This window comes from Clostridium sp. KNHs216 (genome assembly GCF_006714885.1).
Classification (GTDB): Bacteria; Bacillota; Clostridia; order Oscillospirales; family Acutalibacteraceae; genus Caproiciproducens.
This window is the reverse complement of the sequence record NZ_VFMF01000001.1, coordinates 2,952,861-2,967,515: the sequence shown is the minus strand read 5'-3', so window position 1 is coordinate 2,967,515 and position 14,655 is coordinate 2,952,861. Positions and strand designations below refer to the sequence as shown.

General features: G+C 51.8%; 13 protein-coding genes and 5 tRNA genes. 3 read left to right on the top strand and 15 right to left on the bottom strand.

Annotated elements, in window-relative coordinates; genetic code table 11:
• Positions 1–16: 16 nt before the first annotated feature.
• Positions 17–265 (bottom strand): hypothetical protein, encoded by a 249-nt coding sequence (locus LY85_RS14330; protein ID WP_141827193.1) that lies wholly within the window; start codon positions 263–265, stop codon positions 17–19.
• Positions 266–446: 181 nt separating this feature from the next.
• Here LY85_RS14330 and LY85_RS14325 point away from each other — a divergent pair, with 181 nt between their 5' ends.
• On the top strand, positions 447–1,133 hold the full coding sequence (locus LY85_RS14325) for a response regulator transcription factor (protein WP_185741225.1): 687 nt from the start codon (positions 447–449) through the stop codon (positions 1,131–1,133).
• On the opposite strand, the gene LY85_RS14320 is transcribed toward LY85_RS14325, so the two are convergent.
• From LY85_RS14320 to LY85_RS14295, 6 genes are all read right to left on the bottom strand, one after another.
• On the bottom strand, positions 1,114–3,132 hold the full coding sequence (locus LY85_RS14320) for a sensor histidine kinase (protein ID WP_141827191.1): 2,019 nt from the start codon (positions 3,130–3,132) through the stop codon (positions 1,114–1,116). The genes LY85_RS14325 and LY85_RS14320 overlap by 20 nt on opposite strands.
• 190 nt (positions 3,133–3,322) lie before the next feature.
• The gene (locus LY85_RS14315; protein WP_141827190.1) at positions 3,323–5,050 is read right to left on the bottom strand and encodes an ABC transporter ATP-binding protein; all 1,728 of its coding nucleotides are present in this window, start codon (positions 5,048–5,050) and stop codon (positions 3,323–3,325) included.
• Positions 5,044–6,810: an ABC transporter ATP-binding protein gene (locus tag LY85_RS14310; RefSeq protein WP_141827189.1), complete on the bottom strand. Its 1,767-nt coding sequence runs from the start codon at positions 6,808–6,810 to the stop codon at positions 5,044–5,046. Before LY85_RS14310 ends, LY85_RS14315 begins: the two co-directional genes overlap by 7 nt.
• A 61-nt stretch (positions 6,811–6,871) precedes the next feature.
• Entirely contained in the window at positions 6,872–7,486 is a 615-nt protein-coding gene (locus tag LY85_RS14305) for a TetR/AcrR family transcriptional regulator (RefSeq protein ID WP_141827188.1), read from the bottom strand.
• Positions 7,487–7,621: 135 nt separating this feature from the next.
• Positions 7,622–8,083, bottom strand: a complete 462-nt coding sequence (locus tag LY85_RS14300) for a GNAT family N-acetyltransferase (protein ID WP_141827187.1) — start codon at positions 8,081–8,083, stop codon at positions 7,622–7,624.
• A gap of 92 nt (positions 8,084–8,175) precedes the next feature.
• Positions 8,176–8,874 carry a TetR/AcrR family transcriptional regulator gene (locus tag LY85_RS14295; RefSeq protein WP_185741224.1) on the bottom strand — a complete coding sequence of 233 codons (699 nt, stop codon included), beginning with the start codon at positions 8,872–8,874 and terminating at the stop codon, positions 8,176–8,178.
• A gap of 149 nt (positions 8,875–9,023) precedes the next feature.
• Between LY85_RS14295 and LY85_RS19720 the strand changes: the two genes are divergently transcribed.
• Together LY85_RS19720 and LY85_RS14290 are read left to right on the top strand one after the other, a co-directional pair.
• Positions 9,024–9,155, top strand: coding sequence for a hypothetical protein (locus LY85_RS19720; RefSeq protein WP_279231000.1), 132 nt, complete (start codon positions 9,024–9,026; stop codon positions 9,153–9,155).
• A 33-nt stretch (positions 9,156–9,188) separates the two neighbouring features.
• On the top strand, positions 9,189–10,232 hold the full coding sequence (locus tag LY85_RS14290; protein ID WP_243122567.1) for an alpha/beta fold hydrolase: 1,044 nt from the start codon (positions 9,189–9,191) through the stop codon (positions 10,230–10,232).
• On the opposite strand, the gene LY85_RS14285 is transcribed toward LY85_RS14290, so the two are convergent.
• From LY85_RS14285 to LY85_RS14250, 8 genes are all read right to left on the bottom strand, one after another.
• The gene (locus tag LY85_RS14285; RefSeq protein ID WP_141827185.1) at positions 10,169–10,459 is read right to left on the bottom strand and encodes a GIY-YIG nuclease family protein; all 291 of its coding nucleotides are present in this window, start codon (positions 10,457–10,459) and stop codon (positions 10,169–10,171) included. The genes LY85_RS14290 and LY85_RS14285 overlap by 64 nt on opposite strands.
• Positions 10,460–10,492: 33 nt before the next feature.
• On the bottom strand, positions 10,493–11,434 hold the full coding sequence (locus LY85_RS14280) for a hypothetical protein (protein WP_141827184.1): 942 nt from the start codon (positions 11,432–11,434) through the stop codon (positions 10,493–10,495).
• Between the two features lie 305 nt (positions 11,435–11,739).
• Positions 11,740–11,815: transfer RNA gene (locus tag LY85_RS14275), tRNA-Lys, on the bottom strand.
• A gap of 88 nt (positions 11,816–11,903) precedes the next feature.
• A tRNA-Gln gene (locus LY85_RS14270) sits at positions 11,904–11,979 on the bottom strand.
• Positions 11,980–12,026: 47 nt separating this feature from the next.
• Positions 12,027–12,103: transfer RNA gene (locus LY85_RS14265), tRNA-His, on the bottom strand.
• A 6-nt stretch (positions 12,104–12,109) separates the two neighbouring features.
• Positions 12,110–12,186: transfer RNA gene (locus LY85_RS14260), tRNA-Arg, on the bottom strand.
• Between the two features lie 9 nt (positions 12,187–12,195).
• A tRNA-Gly gene (locus LY85_RS14255) sits at positions 12,196–12,269 on the bottom strand.
• Between the two features lie 82 nt (positions 12,270–12,351).
• Positions 12,352–14,640, bottom strand: coding sequence for an ATP-dependent Clp protease ATP-binding subunit (locus LY85_RS14250; RefSeq protein WP_141827183.1), 2,289 nt, complete (start codon positions 14,638–14,640; stop codon positions 12,352–12,354).
• Positions 14,641–14,655 lie beyond the last annotated feature (15 nt).

Genomic DNA, 14,655 nt, shown 5'->3' with positions numbered 1-14,655 from the left:
GTTGATTGCTTCCTCCTCAGTCAAGGTAATCCTGCCGATTCAGCAGGTCCATAATTGTTTCAAGCGAAAGCCGGGGGCCTCCGCGCCAGAAAACGCTTTGCCCGTCGGTGTCCGGACGGGGAAGAACCTCAAGATTCCGCAAAGAGCCGTAGGAGCGGTCGGTTTCCATCAGACGCCGCATATCGAACAGAATCAAATGTCCGTTGCTCAGCTCAATGTCCAGCGTCTGACCGTCCAAAATGTCCACCCGGATGATTTGCGCCACAGAGTATCACCTCATTTCCACCGGGCTTTCCGTCATACTCCGGTACAGTTTAAGCGTAGCAGAAAAATTTTCTTCTGTGCGAAAGGTTAAGAAATCTTATCCGTTTTCCGAAAAAAAGTCTGCGGTATTTCTTTTTCACATAAAATATGGTAAACTCGTGATGACTTCAGGGGGTGGAACAATGAAAAAAGCAAAGCTTTTGCTGATAGAGGACGAAGCCGACGTTCTGGAAATCAACCGGGAATATTTTGAGGGAAAGGGCTATGAGGCCGTCTGCGCCCCCACGCTTGCCAAGGCGCGCTTTTTTCTGGAGGAGCACGCCCCCGACCTGATTTTGCTGGATGTGATGATGCCGGACGGCTCCGGCTTCGACTTCTGCGCCGAGCTGCGGCAAAAAACAAACGCCCCCATCATCTTCCTGACGTGCAGGAACGAAAATGAGAGCGTGGTGAAAGGGCTTTTACAGGGCGGGGACGATTACGTCACCAAGCCTTATGATTTGAATGTACTGAGTGCCCACGTGGCGGCGCAGCTTCGCAGAAACGGCGTGCTGTCGGCCGGTAAAATCGAGCTGCCGCCACTGACGGTTGATTTTCTGGCGGGGGAAGCCGTGCTGGACGGGGAGCATATTCCCCTTACGCTGAAGGAACTGCAGCTTCTGGGCTGCTTTGCCCTTTTTGCCGGGCAGCGGCTGAGCTTTGAAGAGATTTACCGCCGGGCATGGGGGGAAATGTCGCTCGGCGCTGCCGGAACTATCAAAACCCATGTGGCGAATCTCAGGAAAAAGCTGAGGCTGGACGATAACGGCTGGTTTGAGCTGGTCAGCACGGGAAAAAGCGAATACATTTTCAACAAGGTACGGTATTAGCCGTTAGATACGGCAGGGTGAAGAAAACAGAGGTGCCTTTGCCTTCTTCGCTTTCCAGCCAAATGGTTCCGCCGTGCTGATCCACAATATGCTTACAGATATATAATCCAAGTCCGGTGCCGGTATCCTGACCGCCGCCGGATTTTTGTTTTCCGCCGTAGCGCTCAAACAGGCGGGGAAGCCGCTCCGGAGCGACGCCGACGCCGGTATCTGAAACACAGACAACAAGCTGATTTTCTTTTTGTTCCGCGGATATGGTAATGACGCCTTCCGTGGTAAAGCGCACCGCGTTGGAAATCAGGTTGACGATCACCTGTGAAATTCGCGCGGGATCGGCGCAAATGTCGGGAAGTCCCGGTTCAATCCGGATTTCCAGGCGATTCTGATTTTTATTGAGCATGGGATAATGGGTTTTTACGGCGGCATGAATGATTTCATCCAGATGGCAGCGCACCGGCTCCATGACCATACGGCCTTCCTCCATCCGGGTCACGTCCAGAATCTGCCCCACCATCAGCGAGAGCCGCTCCGCTTCGGAGGAAATCAGGGTCATCCGGCGGGATACCTCGTCCGCCTGGGGTACGGACATCTGCCCGGTAAGCTGCTTAGAGGTCTGCGCATAGCCGGACATGACGGTGAGGGGCGTTTTCAGCTCGTGGGAAACATTGCCCAAGAACTCCGTTTTCATCCGGTCAAGGCTCTCCAGCGCGGTCTTTTCCGCAGCCAGCTTCCGCTCCGATTCTCTGGATTCCGCCAGCACCCGGTTGTTCATCAGAAACAGGGATACCGTCTGAGCCACCACAAAAACCAGCATGGCCGTTTCCGAAACGGTGACGCCGTGCCCGCTGCCCAACAGGTGGTTTGACATGAGGATATCGGCCAGCGCCGCAAGATAAAACACGGCGGTGCCGTACAGCATGGCGGACTGCTCCCTGTCCGGTTTTCGTATCGTCCGGAACAGGCCGGCGATGCCGGGAACGATCACTGCGATGAGCAGGAGCTGATAGACAATCAGCAGGCGCGTATAGACGACGGAATCGGCCAGCAGGAGCAGCAGGCCGTATGCCAGCGAACCGGCGACCGCCGCGTAACATATCGCCCGCAAGGGGCGGGTGGATGCGTATTGCCGCAGATAGAGACACAGAAAGACAGTCAGCAGCACCACGCTCATATATTCGAGCATAAAGACAAGATTGCCGTTTACGGAAAAATAGATCCAAGCCTGGCTCTGGACGAACTCCCGCAGCGCCATGACCAGACATGCGGCGGCGAAATAAAAGGTCGCCTCTGTGCGTGAGAGAAACAGGTACACGCTCAACAGCAGCACCGCCGCGCACACGAGTGCTCCTCCCACGAAAAATCCGGCTTCGGAATCGGTAAAGCGCGGTTTGTCAAGGCTGCTGCTTTGTACGGTGAGCGCCGCCAGACCGGCGCCGCCGCGGGCATGATAAAACTGGGCGCTGTGAAGGATGATATCCATCCTGCCGTTCACGGCGGATGCGTGAACGGTGATGTTGTTTTCCCAGACCTCCGTATCCTGTTTCGCGGTTCCGAGTGCTCCTGTCTGTCCGGCCGGCCAGCCATTGACGTAGACGCGCATGGCATGGCGGCCGGACAGCGTGAAGGTAAGCGTGTAGGTGTCACTGGTATCCGGCATCAACAGGACGAAGCGCTGGGAAAGATAGTCGGCCCTGTCCTGCTCATATCCGGCAATGCTTTTGGGAACGGCGGTGTCCGCGCTGTCCGGAGAAAGGTAGAGGCCCGGATAGTATTCCGAGGGCGCCGGAAGGCGCACGGAGGAGCTTTTCAGCGCGGAAAGCTCCCTTAAGTCATATACGCCGTTCTTTACCGGCACGGTCACGACGGAAGCGGTTCGAGGAATCCGGATCAGTACCATCATGGCAAGAACGGTGAGCAGGGCTGTCAGCACGATGAAAGAGCGCTTGTATCTATGTATGATTCCCCAAACGTGATGAAAGGTCTTTTCGTTGTTTGGCATGGCGCGCCCTCCTTTGCATCGTTTTCCGCTATCAGTATACCATAGAGGACGGCAAAAAGAAATTTCGATTATTTTTGTTTTTCGATGCGATTTTCAGTGGATTGTGCGGTTCTGCTTTCACTGGAAGGAATCCATTTGATGCATAAAGTCTTACCGCTGCATATAAATTTTTCCTTTTAACTGCCTTTGCTCAGGACAGCTCCCATCCGATTGCTTCCGACCGCATTTTCAAGAATTTCCGGTAGGTGCCTTGCTGCGCCATCAGTTCGGTATGCGTTCCGCGCTGGGTAATCCGGCCGTCTTCCACCACCAGAATCTGATCCGCATCCCGCACGGTAGTCAGCCGGTGAGCAATGGAAATCAAAGTTTTCCCTTTCGTGAGCTCCCGGATCGCGGCCAGCAGTTGGAATTCGTTTTCCGGGTCCACGCTGGAGGTGGCCTCATCCAGAATAATAATGGGAGCATCCTTCAGAATTGCACGCGCTATGGAGATTCTCTGCTTTTCTCCGCCGGACAAAGTGGAGCCGCCTTCCCCGACCATTGTATCATAACCCTGAGGCAGGGCGGAAATAAACTCATGACACCGGGCGCGTCCGGCCGCTTCCACTACTTGCTCGTGGGTAGCGTCCGGATTGCCGAAGCGGATGTTGTTCTCGATGGTATCGTGGAATAAATACACGTTCTGGAACACCATGCTGATGTACCGTATCAAGCTGTCAACCGTATAGCCTTTTACGTTCTGACCGCCGACCAACACCTGTCCTTCCTGCGCATCCCAGAATCTCGCAATCAGATTGCACAGGGTCGTCTTGCCGGAGCCGGACGGCCCGACGATGGCACAGGTGGTTCCCTGAGGAACCTTCAAAGAGACATCGTTTATAATCCGGCGGTCATCGTAGCCGAAGGAGACATTCCGAAGCTCGATATCAAAGTTTTGCGGTTGCAAAACTTGTATACTGGTATCCATCTCCGGCATATCCGTCACAGCTTCCAGACGGTTCAATTCGGTTGTAATTTTCCGGGCAAGAAACGCACCGTCCCCCATCTGTTCCATCTCAGAGTAGACCAGGAAGGCGCTGACAATAAACATCAGGCAGTAGGTCAGTGTGATGCTGCCTGCCAGATATAGGGTGGCTGCCGTGAACATCAGCGCACAGCCGGTCACTTTGTAGACCGCCTGATAAATTTTCAGAAGAGGAAGGGACGCGTATTCCTGGTCCAAGTCGGCCTGACGTTTGCGGTCAAAGGATTCATATACCGCGCCCTCGCTTCCGTCCGCCTGGGAAAAGGCGCGCAGCACCGATATGCCGCGCACATATTCCAGCGCCTGTGTGGTCATGTTCTCCTGTGCCGCCAGGACTCTGGGGGTCTGTTTGCCGGCTACGGACTGAATGATGTGCAGTACCAGCATGCCGACGCAGAGCCCCGCCAGCGTTACCAGCGCAAAGATAGGGTTGTAAAACAGGAAGAATATCATCATCACCAGCGTCATGAGAACCCCGCCGGTCAGGTCGGTGACGGCCAGCATGGAATACTGCTCCAGCTCCGTTACCGTGGAAGTCAGCACCGTTTGGATGCTGCCGAGGCGCTGCTCGGAGAAATAACCCAAGGGGGCCTTGCGCATCCGTTCCCCAATCGCCAGACGGTAATCCCGGAACATGTCAAAGCCTTTGGCGCTCATGCAGATATCCATCAGCCACTGAAACAGGAACCGTCCCGCAACGCTCCCCAGCAGAATCCCCACTGCGGTCCAGATTACCCGTGGGGTCAATGCGTTCAGATGATCCACGACCACGTAAACGGCAAACAGCATCATGGCCATGGAGACGCTTTTTAAAAAGTTCAGGAAGATACCCAGTAGAATTTTTGACTGATGGCGGCCGGAAATTTTAAGAATCCGTTTGATCATGTTCAGCATAACGCCTCGCTCCTCTCCTGCTTGAAATCCGCAGCGCCGATATGTTCTTCCCACATAGTTTTGTACAGCGGGCAATTCTGGAGGAGCTCGGACTGCGTCCCCCGTCCGACAATCTTTCCCCGGTCCACAACCAGGATCTGATGGGCGTTTCGGATGGTGGACAGCCGGTGCGCCACCACGATCAGCGTTTTCCCCCGTACCAGCCGCCCCACCGCCTGCTGGATCTGAGCTTCGCTTTCCGGATCGGCATAGGCGGTGGCTTCGTCCAGAATGACCACGGAGGATTTTTTCAGCATCGCCCGCGCAATGGTAATACGCTGGCGTTCCCCGCCGGAGAGGCGGTCCCCCGCATCCCCGGCCCGCGTATCGTAACCATGCGGAAGCTGCAAAATAAAACTGTGGCAGTTGGCCGCCTTTGCCGCGGACTCCACTTCCGCATCGGAAGCCTTCGGATTGCCAATGCGGATATTTTCCCGGATGGATTTATCAAACAGAAAATTATCCTGTGCCACATAGCCGATTTCCTCCATCATCTGGTCAAACGGTATTTCCTGAATGTCCTTGCCGCCGTAGCGCACCGTACCGCCCGTAGCGTCCCAAAATCCGGCCATCAGCTTGGCAATGGTGGATTTTCCCGAACCGGAGGGCCCTACGATCGCTGTCATCGTTCCGGGCTGTGTCCGGAACGAGACGCCGTGCAGCACTTCCTTGGAAGCGTCATAGGAAAAAGAGACATTTTCAAACGAATAGGAGTTGTCGCAAAGCGTCACGCGTTCTTCGGGGCGCACCTGCTCCGACGCGGCAAAAAACTCCCGGATCGGCTTCAGGTTCGCCGCGATGGTGGTCAGCTGTTCACTGCCGAAGGCCAGCTTCATGAACGGCGCGATAAAGCCGATGGGGATTACGATACAGGCGATGAAAACCGGCAGCGTAATCTTACCGTGCATATACAGCAGAGCGCCAACCGGCAGGCTTCCCAGCAGCGTAGAAGGGAGAATCGCCTTGACCACCGCCATCCAGAACCAGCACTGACGCCACCAGTCCAGCGTGCTGTCGTGGAAAAAGTCCACCGCATCGGAAAATTTGCCAAACGAAGTCCCGGTTCTTCCAAAAGCCTTGATTACCTGAATTCCGCCCACATATTCCACCAGCGCCGCATTCATCTCGTTGCCGGAGCGCAGGTATGTTTTCATCTTTTCACCATATCCGCGCATCATTCCGAAAATGGAAGGGACGGAAAGCGGCAGGGTGATAAGGGACGCAAGCCCCATCCGCCAGTCCAGCACGAAAATTAAAATCAGGCAGGATGCCATTGCCGCAACCTGCGAGGGCGTTTCCGGGATGATGTGGGCGATGGAGTCCTCCAGCTTGCCCACGTTGTCGACCATCAGGGTTTTGTAAACCCCGGACGGAGTCTCCAGCATAATACCAAGCGGTACACGGCGCATCTTATCGGCAATGGCACGACGGATATTCCTTAAAATAGTAAACGCAATCCGGTGGCTTTTTGCCGAAGATTTGGTGCATAGAAATGTGCGCATCATAATCCCCAACGCGGCGCCTCCCGCCCACAGCAGCGCGCTTTTTACGGTTGCCGTGCCGGCGTACACCTCGTTAGCAAGCATGGCCGCCGCCAGAAACGGCAGCATCCCGAACAATTCCCCCAGGGTTGCCAGGATCACGGAGATTGTCATCCTTCCTTTTTCCTCTCCCACAAACCGGAAGAGGTATCTGATTGGGTTTTCCTGTTTTTCGTTCATGTAGCACCTCCAATATAGTTAGCTATTGCTAACCGATATGTAAAAGAAATAGGGCTGCGGATTACAGCCCCAGAACAGCCCGCCAGCCGGGATAGAAAAATGTCTGCAGCGTTAAAAGATAATGCGCAGCCTCTTCTTTTGAAAAATCGTGCACAACTACTTCAAAAATCGCGGCGGCATAGGCGCTGAGCAAAAGATGCAGTTCCCGCGGCTCTATTTCACGGACGGGAATTCCCCTCTTCCGGGCGGCTTCCATGTATTCCAGCGTTTCTTTTTGTTCAAGCATTACAAAGTCGTGAATGAAATTTTCGTACTTTGTCCCGGAAGAGCAGCAGAGCAAAAGCTTGAATTCCTCAAAATGGCCGTAAATCAGATCCAGAAAATAACGGATTTCCGCACTGTCTCTCCACATTTCGTCCAGAGAACCGGCTTTCAGGTATTCATAGTCCCGCTTCCGGATAGAGTCGTAGACCCCATCAAGCTGATTGAGCAACGGGTCCACCAAAGCGGCAAACAGCGCTTCCTTATCAGCAAAATGCCGGTAGAGCCCTGCTGCACTCATGCCGGCCTTGGCAGCAATGTCCCGCAGGGACGCCTGCTCAAAGCCCTTTTTCAGGAACTCTTCTTTCGCAGCCAAAATAATTTTAGGGTGGCTTTCCGTTTTGCTCTTCGGCATAATTTTCTCCTTGTGAACACTGTTAGCTAACAACGTTCACAGTATATCATATCCAAAATAGTCTGTCAACCATACGCGTTCGGGCTATAAGAAGAGAAGCAGCCGCAGCTGCATGTCCTGACAGGCAATTGGAGTTCAGCAGTGTTTCATCATTTTATAATTTATTAATGTAATGCCATTTCGGATAACTTTATTCTCTGAGTCAACTGTATAACCTTGCTTTTCAAAAAAAGGCTTGGCAGTAATCGATGCATAGGTTTCAAAATTAAACAAACCGGCTTTTCCGGCACGCTGTTCCAACTCGTTTATCAGCGCGGTGGCGATACCTCTGCGCTGATAATCCTTATGGACATAAAGCCTGTCCAGATAACCGGTTTTCTCCATGTCTGCAAAGCCCACAATTTTACCGTCTGTTTCTGCAATCAAGGTGTCATGCTCCAAAAAAGAACAATTCCATGCTTCCAGATCAATATTTCCTGTTGCCCATGCATTAAGCTGCTCATTTGTGTAATCCTCTGCATTGATGGTATGCACAGTATCATAAAACAGCTCTGCCATAGTCGCGCAGTTAATCGGTTTATACTCTCGCAGTATCATAATTACCTCGTCAAATTCCTGTTTTTGATGCTTCCCATGTGCGTTTTACTCCCCTGCCTTTGCCAGCACAGCGTTTCCTTCCGGTTCCGTTTTTATTTTGAATCAATGACCATTTTATCCGCCGTTCTATTCTGCGTCTTTGTTCTCCCGTACATACCCGTCTTATCTCCTGCAGCCTGCGTGGAAATATTTGAAGGGCTGGAATCTTCTGTGGTGATCCCGATCAGGTTGCATGGTACGACGGTCAGAAAATTCACCATCTCTTTTGCCAAAAACGACGGTGAGTACTTCATGTCGTGATTCAGCCACCATCTTGCCATCGAAATATAGAAAGAGGACATCAATTCAAAGAACAAATCTCTCGAAACCTGAATTTCTCCTTCAAAGCTTTCCTCCAACCTGGTTTTCAGGACATCTTCGCACTTTCTGCAAAGACCCAAATGTTCGTTATCATTTAAAATGAGTTTATAAAGCAAGGAATCTTTTTCGATCGAATGAAAGATAGCATTCAGATTTTCCCGAAAGCCATCGTAATTCAGACTTCCGTGGACAATATGCTCTTCAGGCTCCACCAGGTTTAATATGGATAAGATCGCTTCATCCGTCACTTTATTCAGCAGTTCATACTTATCGGCATAATGCAGGTAAAAAGTGGAACGGCTGATCATTGCTTTGTCTGCAATATCATTTACGGTAAGATTGCGGAACCCCTTTTCATCCATCAGCTCTATAAAGGAGTTTTTTATAAACGTCAGGGTTTTCGTCACACGCAGATCCTGTTCGCTGGACATTTTCATCCCACCTGTCTATCATCTTTTATCGGAATCTACACTTTCCGCCTGTATATCGTATAAGCTACATTTGCATACGGATCAATCATTGCGGCGACCCGATTTTACGCTTATACTTTGGATGTAAAATTCTAAAGGAGGCCGATATTATGGATAAAAAATGGACGACTAAAGATTTTCCTGTCGGGATTTTTCAGATGCATCCGGACGTAAGCGTCAATTTTCAAATGAACCGGTTTTACAACTGGTCAAACGATGAAACGATGCGAGAGGAAATGTAGGCCGCAAGTCCGTCTATCCGTTCTTACGAAGATTTGATCGCGTCGTTTACACGCCTTGGCAATCAGGCTCTGGACCGGGACGAAAAGCTGAAAGCGGCCCTGTATTTCCGTGGAGCCGAGTTTTTCGTCCCGGAAAGCAATGCACAGAAGCAGGAGCTGCGCCACCGGTTTCTTTCACTGAACAATGCTTATTATGGCATTACAGATGATCAGAAATACCGGATTCCTTATAACAGCGGTTATCTCTCAGCCTATCGTTTTACGCCTCCGTCCCCCAAAGGGACTATCGTTGTCTGCAACGGGTTTGACGGTTACATTGAAGAGTTCATGCGCATGCTTCTGGTTTTGAAAGACGCCGGTTATGATACGATTGCCTTTGATGGTCCCGGCCAGGGAACAGTGCTGGAAGAATGCAGCATGCCGATGATTCCCGAATGGGAAAAGCCAGTCCATACCCTTCTTGATTATTTCAAACTCAATGATGTCACCCTGATTGGCTTATCCCTTGGCGGCTGCCTGGCGCTGAGGGCCGCCGCCTATGAGAAAAGGGTAAAAAGAGTGATTGCCTTCGATGTTCTTGCGGACTTTTTTGAAGTGCTGCTGCGCCAGATGGATGATTCCCTACGCGAAAAAGCACGATACGCTGTCATGCACGGCAGGCGTTTGGAAATCAATACGGCCGTCGACCTGATGATGAAAAAAAGTCTTGTAGTGGAGTGGGGCATCAGGCAGGGGATGCACGTGATGGGAAGCGACTCCCCTTATGATTTTCTCCGCAAGACCCTGTCTTATAACACGGCGGAGGTTTCGCCGCTCATTACACAGGATGTTCTTCTGCTCGCAGGACAGGACGATCATTATGTGCCTGTTCACCAGTTAACTGAACAAATTGCCGCTCTGACAAACGTCCGCTCTTTGACGGCGCGGATGTTTACCGCAAAAGAAAATGCAGGGAATCACTGCCAGCTCGGGAATGTCGGACTTGCCGCGGAAGTGGTACTTAATTGGATCGGTCAGACGGCACCGGTGGACGGGCTCGAACCGGCACGCCCAATCAGCGCGATCTTCTCGGCATGATTCAGCTTTTTCAGCACAGCTTCCCGCCTGAGAGCTTCGCTTTTTGTCGCAAAGCTTTCCTGATAGACCAGCGTAACCGGCAATCTTGAACGGGTATATTTTGCGCCTTTTCCACGGTTATGGACGGCGGCGCGCCGATACGGGTCGGTCGTATAGCCGCTGTAGATCGTACCATCCGAGCAGAGCAGCATGTATGTATAATATTGATCCGCTTTTCCATTTTCCATCGTCGGCTTACGGCCCCCCAGACAAAAGGATTCTCATTGTGCGGTAATAATCAGACTTTCTGTTTCCGCTTCCATTTTTTCAATGTTGGATTCTACCTGGGATTCCATTGATTCAAGCCGGTGTACGGTGTCATCGACCTGGCTCTGTACACGGAAAACGCTTTCCTGCGACTGGTTGATTTTCGACTGCATAAACCAATCGGAAATCAATCCGTCAAAGAAAAAATCCGCGAATTTAGCAAAGCCGCCCGTTTCAATATGAATGTCGGAATGGATTTGAACGTCGGCCAACTCGGCGTGAAATTGCCGTAACAGCCGCTGCGCGTTTTCGGTTTCCTCTTTTGCGTCGTCAATATGGGAATGCTTCGCAAGGTCGGAGATCAGCCCGCCGCCGAGAAGATCCCAAGTTCCCCAGCCTTCGGCATGGTCAAGACTGCTCTGAATCCGATCCAGGCTGGCCAGCGCTTCCTTACCGGCGGATATTGCTTCCTTGATTTCTTTCAGATTGATTTTTCCACTGCTTATTTGGGTTGACAGTTCCAGAATCCTTTGGGCGGATTTACCGCCGTCTTTCATGATCTGTTCTTTTTTATCGGCATAGAGAGTATCGAAATCGTGCTGACAATTCAAATAATTCAGCCGTTCCACGGAAAGTTTTGAAATCTGATATTTTATATTCTCCAGATCTCTGATGGCCTGATCATATTTGAGCTTCGCAGCAAGAGCTTCCGCCTGCTCCTTTTCAAGATGTTCTTCCAGCTTTCCGAACAGGGAATAAAATACGGAGGCAATCCTTCTGTCTTCCAGCTTAACGACATCGTAGTTTTCTTTTTCCAGAGCAGCCTTAAGCCCGGCAACCTTGAGGCCTAATTGGGACTGTTCATTTTGCAGGTCCTGCAGCATGGCGTCAATCTTATGCAGTCGCGCAATCCCTTGCTGAGCCAACCGTATTTTTTCGTTTATTATAGAATCCATTCTTACACCTTCCAAGTCTAATAAAAGTTGAACGTGCTCGGACCTGTGCGCTGCAGGCGGCTGAGATATTTTCCCTTGACGCTGTCATGGGCATCTCAGGTGCCTGTGAGCACGAATGAAATGAATTGCTTCTCTAAATTTTTATATTATTTTCCTTATAATTATATCATGTTTATGGTACCAACACTATATTTCCCCTGATTTTTTAGTACGACACTTTTACGACATAAAAGTGGGTTTTAACCACTTGAAAAGAATAAAAGCAAGCAAAATAAAAGAGCACCCCTGCGGGTGCTCTTTTATTTTGGTGAACCATCGGGGATTCGAACCCCGGACACCTTGATTAAAAGTCAAGTGCTCTACCGACTGAGCTAATGATTCATAAACAGCTTGTATATTATATCAGCTTTGGAAGCTAATGTCAATAACAAATGCCTGTCCGCGTACAACGCCCGCAGACAGGCCCTATTGGCTGGGCTGGCAGGATTTGAACCTACGGAATGACGGAGTCAAAGTCCGTTGCCTTACCCCTTGGCTACAGCCCAATATGAAGCGCGGAACGACTCAGCTCTGCTCCGCGCCAATTTTTAAATGGGGTGGAAGATGGGATTCGAACCCACGATCTCCAGTGCCACAAACTGGCGCTTTAACCAGCTAAGCTACATCCACCATATATGGCGCGCCAAAAGGGACTCGAACCCCTGACCTACTGCTTAGAAGGCAGTTGCTCTATCCAGCTGAGCTATTGGCGCTTATACCCATGGAGCGAGTGATGGGAATCGAACCCACACGACCAGCTTGGAAGGCTGGAGTTCTACCACTGAACTACACTCGCATTTTAGCGACGGCTATTATTGTAGCATAGTTCAGTGGCAAATGTCAACACGTTATTGACCGTTCCTCCAAATTTTTAAAATTTATTTCAAAACATCCAGAATAATCCCATCTTTTTCATCCGCCGTCACGGCAATGCCGGTGACCGTATCGCCGTAATTTTCCACGATCAGCGAAGCAATTTTGTCCTCCACCTGGCGGCGGATCAGGTTTCTCAGGTCCCTGGCGCCGCTCTTGCCGCCAAAGGCGTGCTGCGCAAGATAATGGGTGGCCTTATCGTCATAAGCCAGCCGGATGCCGCGTTCCTTCAGGGAATCGACGTACTCATTCAGCATCAGGTGGGAAATGGCCTCAAAATCGTCCACACTGAGCGCACGGAACACAATGATCTCATCCACCCTGCTCAAAAACTCAGGGCGCAGAAAGTCCGAGAGAGCTTTCATCGCCTTTTCACGGGTGACGTCGGAGGCACTCTTCGCAAATCCAAGCGTACCTTCCTTCTTTTCGCTGCCCGCGTTGGAAGTCATGACGAGGACGGTATTTTCAAAGTTGACGGTGCGGCCATGCGCGTCGGTAATGCGGCCTTCATCCAGAATCTGCAGAAGGATGTTCATCACGTCCGGATGCGCCTTTTCAATTTCATCAAACAGCAGAACCGAGTACGGACGGCGGCGGACCTTCTCCGTAACCTGACCGGCCTCGTCGTAGCCGACGTAACCCGGCGGCGAGCCGATAATGCGGGACACCGAATGCTTCTCCATAAATTCGGACATATCCAGCCGAATCAGCGTCTCCGGCGTGTCAAACAGCTCTTTTGACAGCACCTTGACCAGCTCGGTTTTTCCCACGCCGGTGGGACCTACAAAGATAAAAGACGCAGGCCTGCGGCGGGGACTGATCTGCACCCTGCTGCGGCGGATCGCCGCCGAAACAGCTTTTACCGCTTCCTGCTGCCCGATAACCTTCGAATTTAAAACGCCCTCGATATCCGCCAGCTTTTTCAGCTCGTTTTCCTGAATCCTGCTCGCGGGGATCCCGGTCCAGAGCTCGATCACGCGCGCGATGTCTTTTTCCTCTACCTCGGCTCCCAGCGCCAGGGGGGCCAGCTGTCTCGTTTTATCTTCCAGTCTGGAAATCTCGGTGCGCACCTCCGCCAGCTTTTCATAATCCGGCTGAACGTCGTCCGCCGTGAGCTCTTCCTCACGCTCCTTTAGCTTTTCCAGTTCAAAGTTGGCCGAATCATAATCCGCCATGGGAATATTTCTCAGCGCGGCACAGGCGCACGCCTCGTCCAGAAGATCGATGGCCTTATCCGGCAGAAAACGGTCGTTGATATACCGCTCGGAAAGGACCGCGGCCTTGCGCACGATCTGCTCCGGCACGCGAACCCGATGATACGTCTCATAATAGGATTTGATGCCCATCAGCACGTCTACGGTCTCCTCTACGGAGGGTTCCGCTATGGTAACGGGTTGAAAACGCCTTTCCAGGGCGGCGTCCTTTTCAATGTATTTGCGGTATTCCACAAACGTTGTCGCGCCGATCACCTGTATTTCGCCTCTTGAGAGCGCCGGCTTCAGGATATTGGCGGCGTTCATGGAGCCCTCCGCGTCGCCTGTGCCGACAAGGTTGTGCACCTCGTCGATAAACAGTATAATATTCCCTTCCGCCTTCACCTCGTCCACAAGACCCTTGATGCGGCTTTCAAACTGGCCGCGGAACTGCGTTCCGGCAACCAGAGCCGTTAAATCCAACAGATGGATTTCTTTCCTCATCAGCCTTGCGGGGACGGTCCCCTTCGCGATACGAAGGGCAAGGCCCTCCGCCACGGCGGTTTTTCCGACGCCCGGTTCCCCGATCAGGCAGGGATTGTTTTTCGTGCGGCGGCTCAGGATCTGGATCACACGGGAAATTTCCTTGTCGCGGCCGACGATGTTGTCGATCTCACCCGCCTGCGCCTTTGCGGTCAGATTGGTGCAATAGGCGTCCAAATGCTTGCGTTTGGTCTTTCTTTTTTCCCGTCTGTCCTTTTTAACCGGTTCGTTATTCTGAACCTTTTCCGGGCTGCTTTCATTGCCGGAGAAAATATTCTGAAGAAAAGGAAAAGTCGCGGCCCCGCCCGGCACAAAGCCGTCGTCACCGCTGTCCTCCTCTTCCGTGCCATCCGCATTGGCGGCCATCAATTCATTCAGTTCCGACTCCATTGCCTCCATCTGTTCCTCGGTAATTCCCATTTTCTCCATCAAATCATTGACCGGCTTAATGCCGAGCTCCTTGGCACAGACAAGGCAGAGACCCTGGCTCTCTTTGGAATTTACCGTCGGTGAGATAAACACAACCGCCGGCCTTTTATGGCATCTCGAACACATCATAGGCATCCATCACTT

What these genes read in the sequence shown, in the direction of transcription:
- LY85_RS14295 (WP_185741224.1), bottom strand. Translation starts at nt 8,874, where the DNA reads ATGTCCAGCGAACAGGATCTGCGTGTGACGAAAACCCTGACGTTTATA.
- LY85_RS14250 (WP_141827183.1), bottom strand. Translation starts at nt 14,640, where the DNA reads ATGATGTGTTCGAGATGCCATAAAAGGCCGGCGGTTGTGTTTATCTCA.
- LY85_RS14285 (WP_141827185.1), bottom strand. Translation starts at nt 10,459, where the DNA reads ATGGAAAATGGAAAAGCGGATCAATATTATACATACATGCTGCTCTGC.
- LY85_RS14310 (WP_141827189.1), bottom strand. Translation starts at nt 6,810, where the DNA reads ATGAACGAAAAACAGGAAAACCCAATCAGATACCTCTTCCGGTTTGTG.
- LY85_RS14280 (WP_141827184.1), bottom strand. Translation starts at nt 11,434, where the DNA reads ATGGATTCTATAATAAACGAAAAAATACGGTTGGCTCAGCAAGGGATT.
- LY85_RS19720 (WP_279231000.1), top strand. Translation starts at nt 9,024, where the DNA reads ATGGATAAAAAATGGACGACTAAAGATTTTCCTGTCGGGATTTTTCAG.
- LY85_RS14325 (WP_185741225.1), top strand. Translation starts at nt 447, where the DNA reads ATGAAAAAAGCAAAGCTTTTGCTGATAGAGGACGAAGCCGACGTTCTG.
- LY85_RS14300 (WP_141827187.1), bottom strand. Translation starts at nt 8,083, where the DNA reads ATGATACTGCGAGAGTATAAACCGATTAACTGCGCGACTATGGCAGAG.
- LY85_RS14305 (WP_141827188.1), bottom strand. Translation starts at nt 7,486, where the DNA reads ATGCCGAAGAGCAAAACGGAAAGCCACCCTAAAATTATTTTGGCTGCG.
- LY85_RS14315 (WP_141827190.1), bottom strand. Translation starts at nt 5,050, where the DNA reads ATGCTGAACATGATCAAACGGATTCTTAAAATTTCCGGCCGCCATCAG.
- LY85_RS14320 (WP_141827191.1), bottom strand. Translation starts at nt 3,132, where the DNA reads ATGCCAAACAACGAAAAGACCTTTCATCACGTTTGGGGAATCATACAT.